At 61.2% G+C, this 21199-nt stretch carries 25 protein-coding genes; 11 read left to right on the top strand and 14 right to left on the bottom strand.

Annotated features, from left to right (window positions below; all coding sequences use genetic code 11):
* Positions 1-106: 106 nt before the first annotated feature.
* Genes HF949_RS11080 through purC form a run of 5 tightly spaced genes read right to left on the bottom strand, consistent with a single transcriptional unit; the run spans position 107 to position 2559 of the window.
* Positions 107-547, bottom strand: coding sequence for a hypothetical protein (locus HF949_RS11080; RefSeq protein WP_292895177.1), 441 nt, complete (start codon positions 545-547; stop codon positions 107-109).
* Positions 547-1215 (bottom strand): phosphoribosylformylglycinamidine synthase subunit PurQ, encoded by a 669-nt coding sequence (gene purQ, locus HF949_RS11085; protein ID WP_292895179.1) that lies wholly within the window; start codon positions 1213-1215, stop codon positions 547-549. The genes HF949_RS11080 and purQ overlap by 1 nt, the downstream gene beginning before the upstream one ends.
* Positions 1212-1478, bottom strand: coding sequence for a hypothetical protein (locus HF949_RS11090; RefSeq protein WP_292895182.1), 267 nt, complete (start codon positions 1476-1478; stop codon positions 1212-1214). Before HF949_RS11090 ends, purQ begins: the two co-directional genes overlap by 4 nt.
* A gap of 20 nt (positions 1479-1498) precedes the next feature.
* Positions 1499-1741, bottom strand: a complete 243-nt coding sequence (purS, locus tag HF949_RS11095; RefSeq protein ID WP_292895185.1) for a phosphoribosylformylglycinamidine synthase subunit PurS — start codon at positions 1739-1741, stop codon at positions 1499-1501.
* Between the two features lie 29 nt (positions 1742-1770).
* Positions 1771-2559, bottom strand: a complete 789-nt coding sequence (gene purC, locus HF949_RS11100; RefSeq protein ID WP_223020479.1) for a phosphoribosylaminoimidazolesuccinocarboxamide synthase — start codon at positions 2557-2559, stop codon at positions 1771-1773.
* Positions 2560-2830: 271 nt separating this feature from the next.
* Here purC and HF949_RS11105 point away from each other — a divergent pair, with 271 nt between their 5' ends.
* Together HF949_RS11105 and HF949_RS11110 are read left to right on the top strand one after the other, a co-directional pair.
* On the top strand, positions 2831-3154 hold the full coding sequence (locus HF949_RS11105; RefSeq protein ID WP_292895191.1) for a DUF1476 domain-containing protein: 324 nt from the start codon (positions 2831-2833) through the stop codon (positions 3152-3154).
* A 4-nt stretch (positions 3155-3158) separates the two neighbouring features.
* On the top strand, positions 3159-3941 hold the full coding sequence (locus HF949_RS11110) for an HpcH/HpaI aldolase family protein (RefSeq protein ID WP_292895194.1): 783 nt from the start codon (positions 3159-3161) through the stop codon (positions 3939-3941).
* A 6-nt stretch (positions 3942-3947) separates the two neighbouring features.
* On the opposite strand, the gene HF949_RS11115 is transcribed toward HF949_RS11110, so the two are convergent.
* A complete protein-coding gene (locus tag HF949_RS11115) occupies positions 3948-4496 on the bottom strand; it encodes an RBBP9/YdeN family alpha/beta hydrolase (protein ID WP_292900130.1) in 549 nt (182 codons plus the stop codon).
* A gap of 220 nt (positions 4497-4716) precedes the next feature.
* On the opposite strand from HF949_RS11115, the gene HF949_RS11120 reads away from it, so the two are divergent.
* The gene (locus HF949_RS11120; protein WP_292895197.1) at positions 4717-5526 is read left to right on the top strand and encodes a VOC family protein; all 810 of its coding nucleotides are present in this window, start codon (positions 4717-4719) and stop codon (positions 5524-5526) included.
* An 80-nt stretch (positions 5527-5606) separates the two neighbouring features.
* Here the strand turns inward: HF949_RS11120 and purB are convergent, their stop codons facing one another.
* From purB to HF949_RS11145, 5 genes are all read right to left on the bottom strand, one after another.
* Positions 5607-6914, bottom strand: coding sequence for an adenylosuccinate lyase (gene purB, locus HF949_RS11125; RefSeq protein ID WP_292900131.1), 1308 nt, complete (start codon positions 6912-6914; stop codon positions 5607-5609).
* 61 nt (positions 6915-6975) lie between these two features.
* Complete coding sequence (locus HF949_RS11130; protein WP_292895200.1) at positions 6976-7473, bottom strand: hypothetical protein; 498 nt, start codon at positions 7471-7473, stop codon at positions 6976-6978.
* Between the two features lie 38 nt (positions 7474-7511).
* Positions 7512-8237, bottom strand: a complete 726-nt coding sequence (locus tag HF949_RS11135; RefSeq protein ID WP_292895203.1) for a DUF2259 domain-containing protein — start codon at positions 8235-8237, stop codon at positions 7512-7514.
* Positions 8238-8267: 30 nt separating this feature from the next.
* Positions 8268-9281: a P1 family peptidase gene (locus tag HF949_RS11140; protein WP_292895206.1), complete on the bottom strand. Its 1014-nt coding sequence runs from the start codon at positions 9279-9281 to the stop codon at positions 8268-8270.
* A complete protein-coding gene (locus HF949_RS11145; RefSeq protein WP_292895209.1) occupies positions 9281-10339 on the bottom strand; it encodes a branched-chain amino acid ABC transporter substrate-binding protein in 1059 nt (352 codons plus the stop codon). Before HF949_RS11145 ends, HF949_RS11140 begins: the two co-directional genes overlap by 1 nt.
* A gap of 252 nt (positions 10340-10591) precedes the next feature.
* Between HF949_RS11145 and HF949_RS11150 the strand changes: the two genes are divergently transcribed.
* Genes HF949_RS11150 through HF949_RS11180 form a run of 7 tightly spaced genes read left to right on the top strand, consistent with a single transcriptional unit; the run spans position 10592 to position 16828 of the window.
* The gene (locus HF949_RS11150) at positions 10592-11086 is read left to right on the top strand and encodes a flavin reductase (protein ID WP_292895212.1); all 495 of its coding nucleotides are present in this window, start codon (positions 10592-10594) and stop codon (positions 11084-11086) included.
* 41 nt (positions 11087-11127) lie between these two features.
* On the top strand, positions 11128-12045 hold the full coding sequence (locus HF949_RS11155) for an AAA family ATPase (protein WP_441338364.1): 918 nt from the start codon (positions 11128-11130) through the stop codon (positions 12043-12045).
* The gene (locus HF949_RS11160; RefSeq protein WP_292895215.1) at positions 12046-13308 is read left to right on the top strand and encodes a vWA domain-containing protein; all 1263 of its coding nucleotides are present in this window, start codon (positions 12046-12048) and stop codon (positions 13306-13308) included. It abuts the gene before it with no gap.
* Positions 13301-13639, top strand: coding sequence for an XdhC family protein (locus tag HF949_RS11165; RefSeq protein ID WP_292895218.1), 339 nt, complete (start codon positions 13301-13303; stop codon positions 13637-13639). Before HF949_RS11160 ends, HF949_RS11165 begins: the two co-directional genes overlap by 8 nt.
* Positions 13639-14343 carry an XdhC family protein gene (locus tag HF949_RS11170; RefSeq protein ID WP_292895221.1) on the top strand — a complete coding sequence of 235 codons (705 nt, stop codon included), beginning with the start codon at positions 13639-13641 and terminating at the stop codon, positions 14341-14343. Before HF949_RS11165 ends, HF949_RS11170 begins: the two co-directional genes overlap by 1 nt.
* Positions 14340-15947, top strand: a complete 1608-nt coding sequence (locus HF949_RS11175; RefSeq protein ID WP_292895224.1) for a molybdopterin-binding/glycosyltransferase family 2 protein — start codon at positions 14340-14342, stop codon at positions 15945-15947. Before HF949_RS11170 ends, HF949_RS11175 begins: the two co-directional genes overlap by 4 nt.
* Entirely contained in the window at positions 15944-16828 is an 885-nt protein-coding gene (locus HF949_RS11180; protein WP_292895227.1) for an alpha/beta hydrolase, read from the top strand. Before HF949_RS11175 ends, HF949_RS11180 begins: the two co-directional genes overlap by 4 nt.
* 9 nt (positions 16829-16837) lie before the next feature.
* Here HF949_RS11180 and HF949_RS11185 read toward each other — a convergent pair whose 3' ends face one another.
* On the bottom strand, positions 16838-17869 hold the full coding sequence (locus HF949_RS11185) for a DUF1176 domain-containing protein (RefSeq protein ID WP_292895230.1): 1032 nt from the start codon (positions 17867-17869) through the stop codon (positions 16838-16840).
* A gap of 234 nt (positions 17870-18103) precedes the next feature.
* Between HF949_RS11185 and HF949_RS11190 the strand changes: the two genes are divergently transcribed.
* Entirely contained in the window at positions 18104-18580 is a 477-nt protein-coding gene (locus HF949_RS11190) for a hypothetical protein (protein WP_292895233.1), read from the top strand.
* On the opposite strand, the gene HF949_RS11195 is transcribed toward HF949_RS11190, so the two are convergent.
* The gene (locus HF949_RS11195; RefSeq protein ID WP_292895236.1) at positions 18546-19955 is read right to left on the bottom strand and encodes an MATE family efflux transporter; all 1410 of its coding nucleotides are present in this window, start codon (positions 19953-19955) and stop codon (positions 18546-18548) included. The genes HF949_RS11190 and HF949_RS11195 overlap by 35 nt on opposite strands.
* A gap of 137 nt (positions 19956-20092) precedes the next feature.
* Positions 20093-21121: a betaine--homocysteine S-methyltransferase gene (gene bmt / locus HF949_RS11200; protein ID WP_292895239.1), complete on the bottom strand. Its 1029-nt coding sequence runs from the start codon at positions 21119-21121 to the stop codon at positions 20093-20095.
* Between the last annotated feature and the right edge of the window lie 78 nt (positions 21122-21199).

The raw sequence follows: 21199 nt of genomic DNA on the forward strand, positions 1-21199 counted from the left end.
ACCAGAGCACCTGCATCGTCCAATACGGTCACCGTAGCGAGCCCATCGTCAAACTGCAAACGTCATCAAAACGGCGTTCGAAACTCAATTGCGTGGTTTTCCTGGCTCAGCAACCGGTTGTTCCGCCCGACCAGCGCATGATATCGGCGTTGATCCGGGCGCCGGTCTGCGTCGACGCCAGCGGTCCATAGGTCGAAATTGTCGTCGGGGATCCGGAAGCTTCAATGACCAGCAAGGGCAGCCCCTGCTGGTTCTTGCTGCGCATGATCAACAGCCGCGGTCGCCCCACCCGGGTATCCAGCTCCGGAATCATGTGGAGATTACGGAAGCGACGATCCCCGGAGCGCATCCAGCATTTTGCGCCATTGCTGTTGATCTTCTGAAGAGCGGCTACGGGAGTGGAGGCATCGACCTCGAGATTGAGTGCGCCACCCATAGGTTCGGTCTGGCATGCCGACAGAAGAAGCAGCGCTGTCATCAGTGCCGCACAGGTGGCACGACGTACCGGGTTTTGCGGATCTGAACCGGAATGTCCGGCGCGGCCCATCAGGCGGCCTTTCCAAGGACGCTGGCGAAGAGCGCGCGGCCGTCATCGCCGCCATGGGCGGCTTCGATCAGGTTTTCGGGGTGAGGCATCATGCCAAGCACATTGCCGCTGTCGCTGACAATGCCGGCAATGTCGTTCACCGAGCCGTTGGGATTGGTGCCCTCGGCGTAACGGAAGGCAACCTGGCCTTCGTCCTCGATCCGCTTCAGCGTCTCGGCGTCCGCGAAATAGTTTCCATCGTGGTGGGCGACCGGGCAGCGGATGATCTGGCCCTGCTGATAACCTCGCGTGAAGGGCGTGCTGGCGTTGGTGACTTCGAGCTTCACCTCGCGGCACACGAACTTCAACGAGGCGTTACGCATCAGTGCGCCGGGCAGGAGGCCCATTTCGACGAGAACCTGAAAACCATTGCACACACCCATGACGAGCACGCCCTTGCGGGCCTTCTCGGCCACGGCCTGCATGACCGGCATGCGGGCGGCGATTGCGCCACAGCGCAGATAGTCGCCATAGGAGAAGCCGCCCGGAATGACCACGAGGTCGACATCTGGAAGCTCGGTCTCCGTCTGCCAGACGGTGATCGGCGCCTTTCCGGAAATCTTGGTAAGCGCGGCGATCATGTCGCGGTCGCGATTGAGGCCGGGAAGCTGGATGATGGCTGATTTCATGGGGTCTGATCGCTTGGGCTGGGATCGTATGGTTTCTGCGGGCCTTCGGGCATTTCACGGAGTTCGAGGCGGCGTTCTATGCTGTCGTCATGGCGTTCGAGCATACCGTGGATATTGCGGGTGTCCTGCTGGATCGCAATCATATGCCCCTGGATGGAGACCAGCTCCTGACGGATCTCCGATTGAACGGCTTCGAATTTGTCCAGGCGACCCTGCATGCTCTTGAGAGCCTCATAAAGCAGCGCATTGGTGACGTCGCCCATGACGGTCTTTCTCCACAACCTCAGGTAACTGAGACAGTGTAGTCCTCAATCACGGTGTTCGCCAGAAGCTTTTCGCACATGGCGCTGAGGTCGCTCTCGGCCTTGGCCTTGTCGGAACCCTCAAGCTCCAGATCAAAGACCTTGCCCTGGCGCACCGAGCCGACACCGGGGAAACCAAGCGCATCGAGTGCGCCTTCAATGGCTTTTCCCTGGGGGTCCAGAACGCCGTTCTTCAACGTCACGGTGACGCGGGCCTTGATCACTTTGATACTCCCTGAATTTCCTGCCACGCCTAATGGCGTGTCTTGTTGTCTTTGGAGGATACGAGGACAGGGCCGTTGCCGCGCGGCGGCTCGTTCTCGTTCATGATGCCGAGACGACGGGCCACTTCCTGATAGGCTTCCACGAGCCCGCCCATATCGCGACGGAAACGGTCCTTGTCCATCTTGTCCTGCGTGGTGGTGTCCCACAGGCGACAGGAATCGGGAGAGATTTCGTCGGCCACGATGACGCGCATCATCTCGTTTTCCCACAGACGCCCGCATTCCATCTTGAAGTCGACGAGCTGGATGCCGACTCCGAGGAAAAGGCCAGTGAGGAAATCATTGACGCGAATGGCGAGCGCCATCATGTCGTCGATTTCCTGAGGACTTGCCCAGCCGAACGCGGTGATGTGCTCTTCAGAGACCATTGGATCGTCCAGCGCATCGGCCTTGTAGTAGAACTCGATGATCGAACGGGGCAGAACGGTGCCTTCTTCGATGCCCAGCCGCTTGGCGAGCGAGCCGGCAGCGACATTGCGCACAACGATCTCGAGCGGAATGATCTCCACTTCCTTGATCAGCTGCTCACGCATGTTGAGCCGGCGAATGAAGTGAGTCGGGATGCCGATCCGGTTCAGATGCTCGAAAATATACTCCGAGATCCGGTTGTTGAGCACGCCCTTGCCATCGACAATCTCGTGCTTCTTCTTGTTGAAGGCTGTGGCGTCGTCCTTGAAGAACTGGATCAAGGTGCCGGGCTCGGGGCCTTCATAAAGAATTTTGGCCTTGCCCTCATAAATGCGGCGACGACGGTTCATGGCTTTTCCTGGTCCGTTGCCTAGACAGGGAAACTTCGCGCGGAAGTTCCGCAATGCGGCAGTTTCATGGATGCATCGTTTCACGCGGTCTCTAGCGCAAACCCACTCATACCACAATTGCCATTTGTGATAGCCAACGAGTTTGTGCCCCACCGGCAAAGAACGGATGCGCCAAACGAGCGTATTGACCCGGGACGGGGCTTCTGGTTTCTGCTTCCCAATCAGATGTTTCCGCATCGCCAGACGATGCCCGAGCCGGAGGATTTGCGAAATGGCCAATATGAAAGACCGTGAAGACGCGTTCGAGAACAAGTTCGTTCACGACGAGACCCAGAAATTCAAGGCCATGGCGCGCCGCAACAAGTTGCTCGGCCTGTGGGCGGCCGATCTCCTGGGCAAAAGCGGTGACGATGCCGAAGCGTACGCACGCGAAGTCGTGAATGCCGATTTCGAGGAAGCCGGCGATGACGACGTGTTCCGCAAGGTGCGCAAGGATTTCGATGCGGCAGGCGTTCAGCAGTCGGATCACCAGATTCGCCGCACGATGGACGAATTGCTCGCCACGGCGATCGAGCAGGTCAAGAACAGCGAGTAGGCCCGTGTCAACACCGTCACTGGCCGCCCGGCTTGAAGCAGGCGAGAGCGTTTTCTCCGCCTGGTCTTCCATTCCCGATTCGCAGACTGTCGAGCTCCTTGCTGGCCTCGACTTCGGTGCCGTCACGCTCGATATGCAGCATGGCGGGCACCATGAAGACAGCGTGCTGCGCGGAATTGGCGCCATCCGGCTGAATGACAGACATCCTCTGGTGCGTATCCCGGTAGGGCGTTTCGACATGGCAAGCCGTGCGCTCGACATGGGCGCGGAGGCGGTGATCGCGCCGATGGTAAACTCGGTCGACGATGCTCGTGCATTCGCAGCGGCGATGAAATATCCGCCCGTCGGGCTCCGATCCTGGGGGCCTAGTTTCGCAATGCCCCGTGAAGGCGCGTCTGACGGTCAGGCCTGGCTTGAGACGGCCAATGCGGGCACGGTCGCCTTCGCCATGATCGAGACCCGGCAAGCGCTTGCCGCGCTTGACGACATTCTTGAAGTGGAGGGTATTGACGGTGTTCTGGTTGGCCCGTCGGATTTCTCCATCGCCTGGACGAACGGCAGGACGGTTGATCCGGCTCTTGAAGAGATGATGCCCGCGATTGCGTCCATTGCTCAAAAGGCCCGGGCTCTCGGTAAACACGCAGCCATTTACGTGGTCGATCCGCGCCTTGTCGGGCGTTTCTACGCCATGGGTTTCAGATTGTTCGCCATGGGATCGGAAGCGGCGTATATGGCTCAGGGCGCGCCGGCCATGCTTCAGGCCGCCCGCGATTCCGTTCAAAACTGAAGGCGTTCAGAGCTGCTGCAGGAATTTGGCGAAGGTCATGGAGCCTTCCGGCCACGGGCCAAATCCCGATTCGGCGTTGATATGGCCGGATTCGCCTGCATCCAGAAAAAGCGACCCCCACGCCGCGGCAATATCCTCTGCGACGTCAAACGCGCAGAAATGGTCGTTTCGGCTGGCGATGGTGATGGACGGGAAGGGTAGCGGGTCGCGCGGATAGGGGCCGAACGTCATCAGGTGTTTCGGCCTGATCCTGCTGTTGGCCACGTCCGGCGGTGCTACAAAGAACGCGCCGGCGACGGGTTTTGTAAATTCAGGAATTGCCTGCACGGCGGTGGCGACACCCAGCGAATGTGCGACCAGAACAACCGGCTTCTCCGCTTCATTGACGGCTTTTGCGACATTGGCGACCCAGTCTTCGCGCACTGGTTTCGACCAGGCTTCCTGTTCGACACGTCGCGCCGTGGACAGGCGGGATTGCCACCGCGTCTGCCAGTGATCGGGTCCCGAATTGGTGTAACCGGGGATGATGAGGATGTCTGCATCGGAAGCTTTCATGGCCGGCCATGTAGCCATCGTAACGGTTGCATGCAAGCGTTCGCCAATTGGAAGCACGATTTTGAATTGTCTCGAACGATAATTCATAATTGGTGTTGAAATTGTGAACGAAGTGTTCTCCCGACACATGCTTGTGCGCCCGGGTATGACACGCCAGTTTCAGGGAAACGCGAGGTGGCCCGTCGAAACGGCCGGCTGCCGCATTATTGGAGATATAGCCATGGACGGGTTTCCCTTCGCTGCAACCACCCCGGTGAGCATCGGTCGCGTGGGCCTGAGAGCACGCGATGCGCGGGCATTGGCCGCATTCTATGCCGATATCCTGGGCTTTCAGGAAATGGAAAGCAACGATGGCGCGATTGCGCTGGGGGCGGGTGGTCGCACGCTGCTGGAGATCGCCGAGGACCGCTTTGCCGAACCGGACAACCCGCGTGAGGCCGGGCTCTTTCACACGGCATTCCTGCTACCCGACCGCACCGATCTGGCGCGCTGGGCGCTTTTTGCGCGTGACCGGAACATGCAGATCGAAGGGGCTTCAGACCATCTGGTGAGCGAAGCCCTCTATCTTTCGGACCCTGAAGGCAACGGTATCGAGATTTATGCCGACCGCGACCCCGAAAGCTGGACAAAAAACGAAGACGGCATTGCAATGGCAACGGAACGGCTCGATTTTTCCAGCCTGCTGTCCACGTTGCCCGCGGGGGATAAAGGCTGGCAGGGCGCGCCGGAGAACACCGTCATCGGCCATGTGCATCTGCGCGTGGGCGACCCGAAGACGGCGGAGGCCTGGTGGCACGAGGCACAGGGCTTTGAGACGATGACCCGCTACGGATCGCAGGCCGTGTTTCTGGCAACAGGTGGCTACCACCACCATATCGGCGCGAACAGCTGGCGCAGCGCCGGGGCAGGAAAACGCAATCCCCACCGCGCAGGACTTTCCTGGCTGGAACTGAAGAGCAGGACTGCGACGGCGGGCATGGAGTTTGCGGATCCCTGGGGCACGGTGATCCGCGTTTCACCGGCGAGCTGATCGAGCTCCCAGCGTTCCACACAATAAAGCGCCGGCGTATCGGGTGACGCGCCGGCGTTCTTGCGTTCAGGGCGGAAAGATCAGCTTTCGCCGAAAACCCGCTCGAAGATCGTGTTCACATGTTTGGTGTGGTAGCCGAGGTCGAATTTCTCGCGGATGTCTTCTTCCGAGAGTGCGGCGCGAACGTCCTTGTCGCCCAGAAGTTCCTCAAGGAAATCGGCGCCTTCTTCCCAGACTTTCATGGCGTTGCGCTGCACCAGCCGATAGGCATCCTCGCGCGACACACCTGCCTGGGTGAGCGCCAGAAGCACACGCTGCGAATGGACAAGGCCACGGAACTTGTTGAGGTTTTTCTCCATCGCTTCGGGATAGACCACCAGCTTTTCCATCATGCCGGTGAGACGCATCAGCGCGAAATCGAGCGTGACGGTGGCGTCCGGGCCGATCATGCGCTCCACCGAGGAGTGCGAGATGTCGCGCTCGTGCCAGAGCGCCACGTTTTCCATGGCGGGCATGGCATAGGCGCGCACCATGCGGGCAAGACCGGTCAGGTTTTCCGAGAGCACAGGGTTGCGCTTGTGCGGCATGGCTGACGAGCCCTTCTGGCCCGGCGAGAAATACTCCTCCGCTTCCAGCACCTCGGTGCGCTGCAGATGCCGGACCTCGACCGAAAGACGCTCGATCGAAGAGGCAATCACCGCGAGGGTGGCAAAATACATGGCGTGACGGTCGCGCGGGATAACCTGTGTGGAGACGGGCTCCGGCTTCAGGCCCATTTTCTCTGCCACATGTGCCTCGACGCTCGGGTCGATGTTGGCGAAAGTGCCGACGGCGCCTGAAATGGCGCAGGTGGCAATCTCCTCACGCGCATTGACGAGGCGGGTGCGGCAACGCTCGAACTCGGCATAGGCCTGCGCCAGTTTGACGCCGAATGTGGTCGGCTCGGCATGGATGCCGTGGCTGCGGCCGATGGTAACGGTATCCTTGTGTTCGAAGGCGCGTTTCTTCAAAGCCGCGAGCAATTTGTCGAGATCGTCGAGCAGGATGTCGGTGGCGCGCACGAGCTGGACGCTAAGACAGGTGTCGAGCACGTCGGAAGAGGTCATGCCCTGATGCACGAAGCGGGCCTCGGGCCCGACAATCTCCGCCAGATGTGTCAGGAAGGCGATGACGTCGTGCTTCGTCTCGCGCTCGATCTCGTCGATCCGGTCGATGTCGAATGTGGCGTTGCCGGCCTTGTCCCAGATGGTCCTGGCAGCCTCTTTCGGGACAATGCCGAGTTCAGCCATCGCGTCTGCGGCATGGGCCTCGATTTCGAACCAGATGCGGAACTTGGTCTCGGGCGACCAGATGGCGGCCATTTCCGGCCGCGAATAGCGCGGGATCATGCGTGCCTTGCCTTCCATGAAAGTGGGGTCGGCGCCTGACTAGCAGAGCTGCGCGATTTCCTCAACGCGGCTTGGCGGCATAGAGGTAGGAGAGGGCAAAAAGTGCAGCCAATCCCCAGGGAAAATAGACGCGAAGCCCTATGACGGCAAATTGATAGACAGCACCCGCAGTGGTGAAAACGAAATGAAGTATCCACCGGATCGAAAAGGGATCACCGTGCCACTGAGCGTAATAGGCACGATACTGCAACGCGTACAGCGCTGCTGTGATGCAGATGGTGGCGGCCGCGAAGGAGACAAACGCGGCAGCGAAGCGAGTTTCCGGTTCGGATCTGCGTGCAAGAAGCGCCTGAAAAGTGTGGCCGAGAGGAAAAGCGAGAGCCGCACCAAGCGCAAAGATGAAGGTCAGCGCCGTCACTTGCGGCAATGTCTGCCATCCGCGTGACCACAGGAACACGAGCATGTTGACGCCCATGAGCACGCCCCAGACGAGTGCGCCCTTCAATGCCAGTATCGGCGACGGCAGCGCCTGCCGGAGTCTGACCAGACACCGCCTCACGGAGAAACCAGGCTTTCGTCGCCGCCGAACATCAGCGTCTAAAGCCGACCGGTAACGGCGATAAATCGATGGTCAGGCCCTTCAAAGCCCACTTTGCGCACGGCAATCATCACTGCGAAGACCGGTGTGCCACCGTCCGGATAGAAGGTCTGGATGCCGCTGATTGCATAACCGAGAGGGCAACCGCGGCTCTGTGGGATCGCACTGTCTTCATGCACAAGCACGGTTTCAGCCCCGGCCTCTGTGGCAATGCGGGTGAGGCGGAAGCCGGCCGGTTCGCCAAAACCATAACATTCTGCTCCGTCCGGCATGGGCAGTTCAGCCAGGCGGAATTCAAGAGGGCTGTCGATGGCGGGAAAAACCGGACGCGGATTGACGGCCATCCGGAAAGGATCTGCGGATTGCTCCGTCACGGCGTTCCAACCCGCAGTGAAACCACGATTTTCAGCAAGTATGGTGTCGGCAATGACGGATTGAGCCTGCGTTCTTGCCAGAGCGCGTGCATCGGAAATGCCAGCACCATCCTGCTCAAGGGTCACGCGGATGGGTGTGCCGGGGAGGAAACTGTCATTGGCGGTGTCGATGTAATAGCGATTTGCGTAGGGGAAGCCGGATCCGTCCTGAATGCCGAATTCCTCGAAGGCGAATGTGGCACCGTCCGCTGAAAAGCCGAGGACCTCGACCGAGGCCGTATCTCCCGCATGAGCCGAAGATGAGGTGGCAAGAAGTGTGGCGGCGCACAGTGCCATGAGAAAGTGCTTCATGATGAAATTCCTTTCGGCTGAATGCTGGTCTCACTGCCCTACGACAGATTTTTCCGCCCAAGTGGGAAATATATCACTTTTGTCCGGTTTCGCCGCGAAAACGCCCCTGGCAATGGCTCGTGCCATAGTTGCTGCGGCAGCGGCGTTGAGATCGATCACGGCTTCAAGGTCAAGGGGCGTTTCGCTGCGGCCGGTCGATAGCGCAAAGACAAGGTCACCGTCGACCGGTGTGTGCGCCGGCCAGATGGCGCGCGCGAAACCGTCATGAGCAGCGATGGCGAGACGTTTTGCGGCAGGTTTGTCGAGCTTTGCATCGGTGGCGATGACTGCAATGGTTGTATTGCCGCGCGCCGCCGTGCGCATCTTGGTGGTGACGGCGGAAGCATCCGCCGGCATTGGATGAGGCAGGCCGAGACCGCCAAACTCGTCATCGAGTTCAAAGGGGGCGGCCCAGAAGTGCGGTGTGTCGCCCACGGTGACGGAGCCCACCGCATTCACGGCAACGAGCGCACCGACAGTGATGCCATTTTCAAGCAAGGTGGAAGCAGAGCCGAGGCCGCCTTTAAGCGTGGCCGTGGTTGCGCCGGTGCCAGCACCAGCCGTGCCAATCTCGAAATCCCGTGATGCGGCCATGGCGGCCGAAAAGCCGAAATCCCGGTAGGGGGAGAAACGACCCCAGTCCTTGTCGCCACCATTCGGCAGGTCGAAGAGGATGGCGCCGGGCACGATGGGCACGCGAAAACCCAGAATTTCAAAACCCCGGCCCATCTCGCGCAGCGCCGCCTGAACGCCTGCCGCCGCATCGATGCCGAAGGCCGAACCGCCCGACAGTGTGATGGCGTCCACCCCGTCGACCAGGTTATGCGGCTCCAGCGCATCGGTTTCGCGTGTCCCCGGTGCGCCGCCAAGAACCTGAACACCTGCCGTCGCAGGTGTTTCGCACAAAATTGTCGTGACACCGGATTTGACGCGCTGGTCGGTGTGATTGCCGACCGTGAGCCCCGCCACATCGGTGATCAGGTTGCGGGGCCCCTTGCGCCACATCACTCAACCTCCTCAAACGTCTGCCCGTCAAAGAGGAACAGCCGGTAAAGGGGTTGCTCCAGATCGCCCTTCTCATCGAAGGAATAAGGTCCGAGCGCTGTCTGGAACGTGCCGGACTGGAGTGCCTGGACGATGGGGCCGGACCCGGCACGAAGCGCGGCGACGGCAAGTTCGGTGGCTGCAAAGGCAGGCAAAACGTATCCGTCGGGAACGATGCCTGCATCATCGAGGGCGCTTCTGGCGGTCTCGGTGGCAATATCGGCCCACCGCGGCAGACCAATCATCAGCGTTCCCTCCGCAAGCGGTATGGCGCTTTCCTCCGCGCGCAACGCTTCGCCGCCGGCAATGACCAGATCGTACTCCATGCCCGCTGCGTCGCGAGCCAGAATGGCAATATCGCTGCGATCACCACCCACGAATACATGGGTCGCGCCCGAGCGTTTCAGGCGGCCGGCCAGTGCGATCTGGTTGTCGAGCTGCGGGCGGAACGTATCGAGGAAGACGGGCTTGAGTTCCTGCAGCTCGGCAGTGGCGCGCAGGTTTTCCGCCAGTTCGCGCCCATAGATCGTCCCATCGTCCACAACGGCAAAGAAGGCATCACGCCAGCGGGGCAGGAGTAGACGAGCCACGGCATCGCGCTCCGCATCAGCTCGCGGTGCCGTACGAAAAATCGGCCAGCCTGTGCGCTCGCGCTGATCGGTCAGGGCTGAGGTGCGCACCCCGGGCGTTATGACGGGAATGCCGGCTTCCGCCAGGAGAGGGAGAGCTGCGTCGATGGCGTCTGTACACAGAAAGCCCACCACCACTGACACTTTCTGATCGATGAGTGAGCGGGCCGCGGCCTGCCCACCTTCAGTGCTGCACTGCGTATCGGCTTCAACGATCTGCGCACCGGTGGACTGAGCCGCCACACGCGCTCCGTCACGCATCTGCTGTCCAAGCAGCTCAAAATTCTCGGTCAATGGCGCGGCCAGCCCCACGAGCGGCTCCTGCGCATGGGCGGCAGGCTGACTGAAGGCAGCGAGGCTGCAAAAGATGAAAATGGCGAAGCGACGCATATCGTGGTTCAGTTACCCGTTTGACGGTCACGCAGTAGCATGGGAATCAGCCCGCCGGCATCAGAACTTAACCGCAAAGCTGCTGAACTGGTAAATAACTGTGTCATAAAGCACTTCTGGTAATAGTCTCGTGCCTGAAGTGTTCGGCTGGCGTACCGCTTTTTCTGCTTTTTGCACTGTCGGGTATCGGTGCGCCTTGGTATGGCTCTCCACCGACCCTATATCGCGCATGAGAGTTGAAAAGAGTTGACTGTGCTTAAGACCAACGAGATCGAGCCACGCCACTATCGCGATGCCATGGCACGTTTTGCCGGCGCCGTTCATGTGGTCACCACCGATGGGCCGGCTGGCAGGCGCGGCGTGACGGCCATTGCAGCCTGTTCGGTTTCCGACAATCCACCCACGGTGCTGGTTTGCCTCAATCGCGAAAACCCGAACAATGACAGCTTTGTGAAGAATGGTGTGTTCGCACTCAACACATTGACGGCGGACCATCAGGATCTCTCCAACGCATTCTCTGGACTAACCGGGCTTTCGCCCGAAGATCGCTTTGCTCTTGCGAATTGGGAAACGATCGCCACCGGCGCGCCCACACTTCCCGACGCGCTGGCTGTTTTCGACTGCCACGTGGTCGAGACCGTGGAACTGGGCACGCACCGGGTCTATTTCGGCCGGGTTGCCGGTCTCAGCATCGGCGAAAAATCCAGCCCGCTCCTCTATCATGAACGCGGCTACCGGGTATTGTAGCTTCTCGATCCTGAGCTCCATCCGGGAAACACTTTGGGGGAATGATGGCCCAATCGAGCACCCGCGGCCTGCCGCAATCCATCGATGAAACACTGGCGCTTCTGACCGAGGGCGGCTATGTGGCCGACCGCTCGCTTGCCACCGTGCTTTTTCTCAGCCTGACCATGCAGCGGCCGCTGTTTCTGGAAGGCGAGGCGGGTGTCGGCAAGACAGAGATCGCCAAGGTGCTTGCCGACCGGCTCGGCCGTAAACTCATCCGGCTGCAATGTTATGAGGGTCTCGACGTCTCCTCCGCCGTCTATGAGTGGAACTACGCCGCGCAGATGATCGAGATCCGCATGGCCGAGGCATCGGGCATTGATGACCGCGCGGAAATGGAAAGCGGTGTTTTTTCTGAAAAATACCTGATCCGGCGTCCAGTTCTGGAAGCGCTGGAGAGCAGCACCGGCGGACCGCCGGTCTTTCTGATCGATGAGCTTGACCGGGCCGACGAGGCATTCGAGGCTTATCTTCTGGAAGTGCTATCCGACTTTCAGGTGAGCGTGCCGGAACTGGGCACGATAAAGGCTGCCGAACCGCCGATTGTCGTCATCACCACCAACCGCACGCGCGAAATCCACGACGCGCTGAAGCGGCGCTGCCTATACCACTGGGTCGATTACCCGGACGCGCAGCGCGAGCTCGATATTCTTGCCCGCAAGGTGCCGAATGCCAACGCGACGCTCGCAAAACAGGTCGTGGTGTTCGTTCAGAAATTGCGTGAGCTCGATCTCTTCAAGGCCCCCGGCGTTGCCGAAACGATCGACTGGGCCACAGCGCTGACCGCGCTGGGCAAGGAGGCGCTCGATGCCGAAACCGTGTCCGACACAATGGGCGTTCTCCTGAAATACCAGGACGATATTGCACGGATGGAGGAGGGCGAGGGCGTGCGGGTTCTGGAAGAGGTGAGGGTCGGCTGAATGGCCGCCGCCCCGGCAATGCCCAAAGACGCCCTGCCAGAACCCGAGGGCGCGCGGCTTGCAAACCGCATTGTCGGCTTTGCCCGGATGCTGCGCCGCGCCGGTCTCAGGATCGGGCCTGCGTCAGTGATGGATGCGGTGCGCGCCGTGCTTTCGGTCGGCATTGAGAATCGCTCCGATTTCTACTGGACGCTGCATTCGACCATGATTTCACGGCGCGAGGACCACGCAGTGTTCGATGCCGTGTTCCGTCTTTACTGGGCCCGTCGCGAGGATCGCGACGATGCGGACGGCGGCGAGGATGGCGAGGAGGCGGAAGTGCTGCGCGAGAAAAAGCGCGCCGGCGACCGCCGTGCGGAAGATGCGCTCGAGGAGGAACGGCGCGCGATCATCAGGAAACGCCCGGAATTCGAGCTGGATGCGCGCCTTTCCTTTACGGCGATGGAGGTGCTGCGCGGCAAGGATTTCGCGCAGATGTCGGCTGCGGAGCTGGCGGAGGCCCGCCTTGCGATGCGCGACCTTGCCCTGCCGTTCGACAGGATAGCGACGCGCCGCTTCAGACCCGATCCCCATGGCGTGCGGATCGACCCTCACGCCATGCTGCGGTCGAGCCTGCGCACGGGCGGGGACCTGATCCTTCCGAAATTCCGCTCACCGCGTGAGACCGCCCCACCGCTGGTGGCGCTGGTGGATATTTCGGGCTCGATGAGCCAGTATTCGCGTGTTTTCCTGCATTTTTTGCATGCGCTGACGGAGAAGCGCAGGCGCGTTCACAGTTTCACCTTCGGCACGCGTCTGACCAACATCACGCGTGCGCTTAGCCGGCGTGATCCCGACGAAGCGATGCACGAGGCGTCAGACACCGTGCGCGACTGGTCGGGTGGCACACGGATCGGCACGGCGCTCGGTGACTTCAACCGCCTCTGGTCGCGCCGGGTTCTGGGGCAGGGCGCCATCGTGCTTTTGATCACGGACGGACTGGAGCGCGACCATATCGAGGTTCTGTCACGCGAGATGGAGCGGCTTTCGAAATCCTGCCGGCGGTTGATCTGGCTGAACCCCTTGCTCGGGTTTGACGGGTTCGAGCCGCGCGCACGCGGCATGCGGGCCATGCTGCCATATGTGGATGAGCTGCGCGCGGTGCACACGCTCGACGCGCTTGGTGATCTCGTGGCCGCGCTGACGGCACCGACAAGCAGCGGGGACTTGGCACGGCACTTCCAGCGTGCCCATATGAAAGGCGGGAGAAACGCCAATGTCTGATCTTGTTGAAAGAGACCATGCGCGCGATCCGCTGATGATCGCGGAGGAATGGATGAAGGCCGGCCGCGATGTGGCGATTGCCACCGTGGTTGAAACCTGGGGCTCTGCGCCGCGTCCGGTTGGCAGCCATCTCGTGATCGACGCGGACGGCAGTTTCGAGGGCTCGGTTTCGGGCGGCTGTGTGGAAGGCGCGGTGATCGCAGAAGCTGCAGATGTGCTTGCCGAGGGCAAGGCGCGCATGCTGGAATTCGGTGTCGCCGACGAGACCGCCTGGGAGGTGGGCCTTTCCTGCGGCGGACGCATCAGGGTTTATGTGGAGAGGCTTGGCTAGTGGATCCGCATTCGCTGAAGAAGCTGAACGCGCTGCGGCGCGACCGCAGGGCCGCGATCCTGTTGACGGATCTGGGCGACGGACGAGACCGGGTGATCTGCGAGGGCGATGCGGTGGCGGGAGCCCTGGGTGAGGCCGTGGCGCGCGTCTTCCGTTCCGGAAAATCTGGTGTGGCGGAGGTCGACGGTCGGAATTTTTTCCTCAACGTGCATCTGCCCGCGCCGCGTCTCGTGGTGATCGGCGCGGTGCATATCAGCCAGGCGCTGGCACCGATGGCGAAGATTGCCGGGTTTGACCTGACGATCATCGACCCGCGCACGGCCTTTGCCTCGCCGGAGCGGTTTCCCGGTGTGGCGCTTCACGCCGAATGGCCGGATGAAGCGCTGGCGCGCCAGCCGCTCGATGCCTATACGGCACTGGCAGCTCTCACCCATGACCCGAAAATCGACGATCCGGCCTTGAAGGCAGCCTTCGAGGCGAAGTGTTTTTACATCGGTGCGCTGGGAAGCCGGAAGACCCATGCCAGGCGTGTGGAGCGTTTGATGGATGCGGGCGTCGCCAGCGCCGCGCTGGAGCGGATCGATGCGCCCATCGGCCTCGATATCGGAGCAGCGACGCCGGCCGAGATCGCCGTGGCGGTGCTCGGCGCGGTTATCAGGGCGCTGCGGACGCGCGGGCTTGAGGCCGGGAGCGTTTCGACGTGAGGTTCGGGCCACTAGCCATAGATGAGGCAGAAGGGGCGGTGCTTGCGCATTCGACGCTGGCCGGCGGCACGCGCCTGCGCAAGGCGCACCGGCTGACGGCAGAAGACATTGCACTTTTGCGGGCGGAAGGTGTTTCGACCGTGATTGCGGCCAAGCTCGAACCTGACGATCTGGACGAGGATCAGGCGGCAGAACGGCTGGCGAAACGGCTTGCCGTTGACGGAATTGCCGTGCGGCCTCCCTCCACGGGGCGGGTGAACTTTTATGCTGAAAAGGCAGGTCTCTTCATCGTCGACAAGGAGGCTGTGGACCGGCTGAACGCCGTTGACCCGGCCATCACGCTTGCCACGCTGCCAGATTACAGCCCGGTGACCGAAGGGCACATGGTGGCGACGGTGAAGATCATCCCCTTTGCCGTCCCTGCTCGCAGGGTGAACGAGGCGGTGGACGAGATCCGTGAGGACGTGTTTCGCGTTGCACCGTTCCGGCCGCATTCGGTTGGCGTGGTGCAGACGGCGCTGGCGGGCCTGAAAGACAGCGTACTCGACAAAACGGCGCGGATCACTGGTGAGCGCCTGGCGCGTTCGGGGAGCCATGTCACGCGCGAGCTGCGGCCTGCACATGAGGCCGACGCCGTCGCGCGCGCCATCACGGCGCTCAAGGATGAAAGCGACATGCTGCTCGTTTTCGGCGCATCGGCCGTGTGTGACGCGGACGACGTGATCCCGGCTGCGATCCACAAAGCCGGCGGGACTGTGGAGCGGGTCGGCATGCCGGTTGATCCGGGCAATCTCCTGGTGATTGGCACCATTGATGGCAAGCCGGTGATCGGTGCGCCCGGGTGCGCGCGCAGCCCGAAAACGAATGGTTTCGACTGGGTACTCGATCGGCTGATGGCCGGGATCGCCGTTTTATCGTCAGATATTGCCGGGATGGGGGTCGGCGGGCTGCTCGCCGAAATTCCGACGCGGCCTCAGCCGCGCGAAGGAAAAGCCCCGTCGCGCGAGTTGGCTGTGTGGGGCGTGCTTCTGGCGGCTGGACAGTCGCGGCGGATGGGAGCCCACAACAAGCTCCTCGCCAGTTTCAATGACGTGCCGCTGGTGCGCCGGACTGGAGCCGAACTTGCGAAGGCCCACATCAAAGGGGCTGTGGCCGTGCTCGGGCATGAGGCGGAGCGGGTGAAGACGGCGCTTGACGGACTTGGTCTGCGCGTTGCGATCAACGGAGCCTATCAGGAGGGGCTGTCGACCTCTCTCAAAACCGGCATTTCCGCACTGCCGGAAGAGGCTGCTGGTGCGCTTATCATGCTGGCGGACATGCCGCAGATCGGAAGCGAGGATCTCAACCGGCTCGTGGACGCGTTTGTGAAGGCGGGCGGCAATTCCGTGGTTCGGGCAACCCACAATGGCAAACGCGGCAATCCGGTGATCCTTCCACGCGTGCTCTTTGCCGAAGTGGCGCGGCTTGAAGGCGACACGGGCGCAAGGCATGTGGTGGAACAGGGGCTGGTTTCGGTGATCGATGTGGAGACGGGTGCGGCGGCACATATCGACGTGGACACGCCGGAGGCCCTGGAAAAAGCGGGTGGCGTGTTGAATCAATGAGTTTCATTTCCATTACAAACCTCTGTTTTTTCTCCATTTTCGCGTTTTGTGGAGTAACAGCGACGCAGGCTTTCGAACTCGCTGCGCACAAGGACCGGCTCTTTGCCTATCCGGCTTTTCTTGGGACAAGTGATGGCGGCGCCTACCGCGTTGTCGACTACCAGGAAATGCGTGACATCAATGGCCGCGATGCTGTGCCGGAGCGCCGCGTCGAGGGCCGCTATGTCTCCACTGGTGTGCGCAGCGCGCAGCAGGAGCTTTCACTTCGGACAGAAGCCGGGCCGGTTCGATATTTTGCAGTGGGGAAGACCAGGGGCGCGAGCGCCATCGTGATCTATCTGCATGGGCAGGGCGGCAACCGACGGCAGGGTGTGAACGATTTCACCTTCGGCGGCAATTTCAACCGCATCAAGAACCTGATGGTGAAGAGCGGCGGGCTGTATCTGTCGCCTGATGTCGCGGATTTCGAGGCACGTGGGAAGCAACAGATCGCGGCGCTCATCTCCCATTACGCGGCCGCTTCGCCGGGCGCGCCCGTGTTTGTCGCATGTGGCTCAATGGGCGGCGTGCAGTGCTGGTGGCTGGCGGAAGATGCATCGATGGTGGATCGGCTAGGCGGGTTGTTGCTGCTCGGCTCCCTGTGGCATGAGGCGTTTCTCAAGAGCCCGGCTTTTGCAGCCCGTGTGCCGGTGTTCTTCGGTCACGGCAGCAATGACCGCGTGTTTCCGGTCGAGCGGCAGGAAGCGTTTTTTAGAAAAATCCTCTCATCGGCAAAGGGTTATCCCGCGCGCTTCGTGCGCTTCGAGACCGGCACCCATGGCACGCCGATCCGCATGACCGATTGGCGCGAAACGCTGAACTGGATGCTCGCGCAGCAATGACGCAAGGTTTCAGGGTCCAGTATGATAGTCGAGAATGGTGATGGGATCCTGCTCGCCATCATACGACGCATCAACATCATAGCGGACGAGTGTGAAGGTACCCTCGCGGAATATCCATGTGCCTGACGAAAAGGCGTCGCCGACGCCGCGCCATTTGTTGTAACTGGTGAGCGTCAGCGTATCAGCATCATAAGACGAGTTCACAAGCGTATTATCGGCAGTATAGCCAATGGTCCGGATGTCCTCCACCTTCCCCTCGGGATCATCGTCCTCATACTGAACGCTCGTTTCGGGTGTGGCGAATTGCAGTGGGGCAAGTTCGCCGTCCTCACCGGCCAGAATATAGGCGTGTATCTCGTTATATGCGCCGCTCCCGCAATAGAAGCGGAAGAGCCTGGCCTCGTGTTTCGGTGTGTCGAGACTCTCATGCGAATAGTTGAAGGCGATTGTGTAGGATTCTACCTGTTCGTCGCGTCCCTGTTCGAATGCCTGGGGGCAGCTGGCGCCATAAACAGACTTGAAGAGTGCCGTTGCGCTGGCCAAAATGGCGTCGGTTTCATCCGGAGCGCCATCACCGCAACTGGGCGGCAGAACGCTGGCGAGTTCGCCGGTAGCGGGTTTCATTTCCGCCTTTTCGATATGAAGCGGATTGTAAGGTGTTCCCTGGATCAACGGGTTTGACAGGCGCAGCGTATAGCAACCCGCAAAAACCCGTTCGTCGCCACCGCTTGCCCGCGCACGGATTGCCACGGGCAGTGAATAGACAATGCTGCCGGCAGCGCCCTCGGAGGTGGCTGTTCCCATTGCAAGCTCGACATGTTCCGTGTCGGCATAGCCTTGTTGATAGGCTTCGAGCGTATCGGCGGGCGGCGTTGCGAAATAGTCGTAGGCGCGGGCGTATTCCTTGCGGTTGACCGCGTTGTAGAGTGATCTCAACAGGGCCTGCGGCGTCGAACGGTCGTCCAGATAGGGTTCGTCCTGTGCAGTGACTGGCGTTTGCAATGCAACAAGGAATGCGACGGTGGCGAAAGCAGGTTTCATCAGGGCCTCCTCGGCTCGAAACGGCTTGCAGGGTAACGCGGGAAACATCGATTCGCACAGATAGTAGCGTTTGAAGATTGCCCACATTGTGATCACCTTCAGGGGCGGGTCGTGCATTTTGTGCCTGTTTCAAATAGAGTGGAGCAGAGATGCATTTTCTTAACCGCCCGCCGCTAAGGGTGCGCCTGGTGCGGATTGGATGATTGGAGCTCTTGCACCGGCGGGAGATGCGACATGGCCATCGGGAGAGGCCGCGATTTTGCGGCATTGCTTGATGAACTGATCAGTGAAGACAATGAGCATGCGGGCGGTGTGCCTGCGAGCCTCAATTCTCTCGACTATCTTTCCGTGGCGGAGGAACTCCACTCAGGCCGCATCAACTTTACCGACCGGCGCGCGCAGGTGGAGTATGACGAGCACCAGTCGGCGGAGCCGGTCGAGCCAGACACCAAGATTGCAGAACCGCCCCCGGCTCCACCGCTGACCACCGACCCCGACGATATTGCCCGTGAACTCGGTCTGAGCCAGGCCATCGAGCCGAAACTCCTTGATCGGTTGCGGCGGGAATTCGCCTTTCGCAATCACCCCGACCGTGTGCCTGCTCATCTGCGGGCGAATGCCATGATGCGCATGCAGGTGGCGAATATGCTGATCGACGAAGCCAAACGCGGAAAATTCAAGCCGCACGGGGCTGGTGAAGCCAGGGCATGAGGCGCTCGCGCCTCAGCCAGCGCACATAAAGCAGCACCGAAACGATGGCGAGGCCGCTTACGAGGCCGATCCAGATGCCGGGCCCGTCCATGCCGAGGACAAAGGCGAGGACCACACTCGACGTCATGCCAAGCCCCCAATAGCCGAACAGCGAATAGATCATCGGCACTTTCGTGTCGTGCAGGCCACGCAACATGCCGGCAGCAACCGCCTGCGCCCCATCAAATATCTGGAACAGGCCGGCAAAAGCCAGGAAGGTGACGGCAAGGGCGATGACGTCGGCATTTTCGGCCAGATCTAGATCGATGAAAGCGCCGATCAATGGTCCTGGAAGCGTGACCATGATGACGGCCATCAGCGCCATGAACCCAACCCCCATGACGAAAGCGGTCCAGCCAGCGCGGGTTATCGCGTCCCGGTTCTGCGCGCCGAACGCACGACCAACGCGGACGGTTGCCGCCTGCGCAAGCCCCATGGGCACCATGAATGTGATGGAGGAAATCTGGATGGCAATGGCGTGGGCGGCCAATGCAGGCGCACTGATCAGCCCCATCAGAAGGGCCGCGGCATTGAAGATCGTGACCTCGAACGTCATCGCTCCGGCAATTGGCAGACCGAGGCGGATCAGCTCGAAGAAGCGCGGCCAGTCGGAGCGCCAGAAGCGGCCAAAAAGCTGGTAGCGGCGGAACTGGCGTTCGATGGAAACGACCAGTGCGAGACCGAGAAACATCAAAAGACTTGAAAGCGTGGTGGCGATGCCGGATCCGGGCACACCAAGTGCCGGAAAGCCGAGATTGCCGAACATCAGGCACCAGTTGGCCAGCACGTTGAAGGCCACCATGATGAACATGATGGTGAGCGCCCATCCCGGGCGTTCCAGCGCCGAAATGAACGAACGCAGGACGATATAGCCGAAAAAGGGCAGAGCCGCCCATTGAAGCGCACGCACATAGCTGCCGGCCACGGCAGCGAGGTCTGGCTCCTGTCCCATCCACAGAAGGACCCGCTCGGACTGCCAGAGCAGGAGCCAGATCGGAATGGAGACGACGATGGCCAGCCAGAGCCCCTGCCGTACGGTGCGGCGCACGTCGCGCACCGCGTGAAGCTTGCGTCCGAGCGCGCTCGCCATCATGGGGGAGGTGGCAAGCAGCAGGCCGAGGCCGAAGATGAGCGGCGCAAAATAGAGATTATAACCGAGCGTCCCCGCTGCCAGGGCATCCGGTCCCAAACGCCCCATCATCATGACGTCGGTGGTTGTCATGGCGATCTGGGCCAGATTGGTGAGCACCATCGGCCATGAAAGCGCCAGCATCGCCCGCGCTTCGGCGGTCCACGGATTGGCCGGCGCGCGGACGCCGGGAGCGATGGCAGTCATGTCGTTTACCCCTTATGGCGGGCGGAACATTCAACGCCTGCCGGAATCATGCGCGGAAGGAGGATGCCTTCGGCGAAGAATTGCTTTTACCGCTACCAGCCAGACAGGCAAGCCGCTTTCGTTTGGTCCAGCGGCCCTTAACCGCGCCCGCGCCGGGATCTGCGCGTGCCGGTGCCTGCGCCGCTTTCGGATGCCGCCTTGTTGCGCAAGGGGCCGACGCGGGCAACGATCTCCTCGATGCCCGGACGGTTTGCGGGCTTCCTGTGTCCGTCCAGCGCAGTGCGCATGGCCGCCAGATGCTCGAAGGAGGTGCCGCAGCAGCCGCCAATGATCTTCGCGCCGCCATCGACGGCAAGCCGCACATATTCGCTCATCAATTCGGGCGTTCCGGAATAGTGAACCTCGGTGCCTCGGAATTCCGGAATTCCGCAATTGCCCTTGACGACCACTGTGGCGTCCGGCCGCGCTTCCGTCATGTCCAGCAAAGACGCCAGAATGTCGGGCGCGCCGACGCCGCAATTGGCACCGACCGCGAGAGGCGCCTGGGGCAGGTCGTCAACAACGGTGTGAATGTCTTTTGGTGCAAGGCCCATCATGGTGCGGCCGGCTGTGTCGAAGGAGCCGGTATAGGTGTAGGGAAGGCCAGCCCGGATCGCGGCTTCCGCCGCCGCGCGGATCTCGTCGGGCGCAGACATGGTTTCGATCCATGCCACTTCCGCGCCTCCTGCCTTGAGACCTTCCATCTGCTCGGTAAAAGCGTCCACCGCTTCCTCATAGGTGAGCGCGCCAAGCGGCACGAGAAGCTCGCCCGTGGGGCCGACGGAGCCCGCCACGATGATGCGGCGTCCGGCCTTTTTGGCGATGCGGCAGGCGATCTCGGCTGCCTTGCGGTTCAATTCGTGGACACGGTCCTGTGCGTTGTGCAGCTTGAGCCGGTGACGCGTGCCGCCAAAGGAATTGGTCAGGATGATGTCGGCGCCGGCATCGACAAAGCCCTGGTGCAGGGCTTCGATCTTCTCAGGCGCATGCTCGTTCCAGAGTTCCGGCGCTTCGCCCGATTCCAGGCCCATGGCGAAAAGGTTTGTGCCTGTCGCGCCATCGGCGAGGAGAACACCCCGTTCCGCAAGCAGCGCGTCGATGGGGTTCGCGAGGGGCTGGGACTGCATGGGCGCGCCTTCCATTCGGGCGAGGCTTCGATATGGGGAAAGGATATAAAGAAATCTTTATGTCCGTCAATCCGCCAT

This window comes from Nitratireductor sp., from assembly GCF_017794765.1.
Taxonomy (GTDB): domain Bacteria; phylum Pseudomonadota; class Alphaproteobacteria; order Rhizobiales; family Rhizobiaceae; genus Nitratireductor.

What these genes read in the sequence shown, in the direction of transcription:
- HF949_RS11080 (WP_292895177.1), bottom strand. Translation starts at nt 547, where the DNA reads ATGGGCCGCGCCGGACATTCCGGTTCAGATCCGCAAAACCCGGTACGT.
- purQ (WP_292895179.1), bottom strand. Translation starts at nt 1,215, where the DNA reads ATGAAATCAGCCATCATCCAGCTTCCCGGCCTCAATCGCGACCGCGAC.
- HF949_RS11090 (WP_292895182.1), bottom strand. Translation starts at nt 1,478, where the DNA reads ATGGGCGACGTCACCAATGCGCTGCTTTATGAGGCTCTCAAGAGCATG.
- purC (WP_223020479.1), bottom strand. Translation starts at nt 2,559, where the DNA reads ATGAACCGTCGTCGCCGCATTTATGAGGGCAAGGCCAAAATTCTTTAT.
- HF949_RS11105 (WP_292895191.1), top strand. Translation starts at nt 2,831, where the DNA reads ATGGCCAATATGAAAGACCGTGAAGACGCGTTCGAGAACAAGTTCGTT.
- HF949_RS11115 (WP_292900130.1), bottom strand. Translation starts at nt 4,496, where the DNA reads ATGAAAGCTTCCGATGCAGACATCCTCATCATCCCCGGTTACACCAAT.
- HF949_RS11120 (WP_292895197.1), top strand. Translation starts at nt 4,717, where the DNA reads ATGGACGGGTTTCCCTTCGCTGCAACCACCCCGGTGAGCATCGGTCGC.
- purB (WP_292900131.1), bottom strand. Translation starts at nt 6,914, where the DNA reads ATGATCCCGCGCTATTCGCGGCCGGAAATGGCCGCCATCTGGTCGCCC.
- HF949_RS11135 (WP_292895203.1), bottom strand. Translation starts at nt 8,237, where the DNA reads ATGAAGCACTTTCTCATGGCACTGTGCGCCGCCACACTTCTTGCCACC.
- HF949_RS11140 (WP_292895206.1), bottom strand. Translation starts at nt 9,281, where the DNA reads ATGTGGCGCAAGGGGCCCCGCAACCTGATCACCGATGTGGCGGGGCTC.
- HF949_RS11145 (WP_292895209.1), bottom strand. Translation starts at nt 10,339, where the DNA reads ATGCGTCGCTTCGCCATTTTCATCTTTTGCAGCCTCGCTGCCTTCAGT.
- HF949_RS11155 (WP_441338364.1), top strand. Translation starts at nt 11,128, where the DNA reads ATGATGGCCCAATCGAGCACCCGCGGCCTGCCGCAATCCATCGATGAA.
- HF949_RS11160 (WP_292895215.1), top strand. Translation starts at nt 12,046, where the DNA reads ATGGCCGCCGCCCCGGCAATGCCCAAAGACGCCCTGCCAGAACCCGAG.
- HF949_RS11165 (WP_292895218.1), top strand. Translation starts at nt 13,301, where the DNA reads ATGTCTGATCTTGTTGAAAGAGACCATGCGCGCGATCCGCTGATGATC.
- HF949_RS11180 (WP_292895227.1), top strand. Translation starts at nt 15,944, where the DNA reads ATGAGTTTCATTTCCATTACAAACCTCTGTTTTTTCTCCATTTTCGCG.
- HF949_RS11185 (WP_292895230.1), bottom strand. Translation starts at nt 17,869, where the DNA reads ATGAAACCTGCTTTCGCCACCGTCGCATTCCTTGTTGCATTGCAAACG.
- HF949_RS11190 (WP_292895233.1), top strand. Translation starts at nt 18,104, where the DNA reads ATGGCCATCGGGAGAGGCCGCGATTTTGCGGCATTGCTTGATGAACTG.
- HF949_RS11195 (WP_292895236.1), bottom strand. Translation starts at nt 19,955, where the DNA reads ATGACTGCCATCGCTCCCGGCGTCCGCGCGCCGGCCAATCCGTGGACC.
- bmt (WP_292895239.1), bottom strand. Translation starts at nt 21,121, where the DNA reads ATGCAGTCCCAGCCCCTCGCGAACCCCATCGACGCGCTGCTTGCGGAA.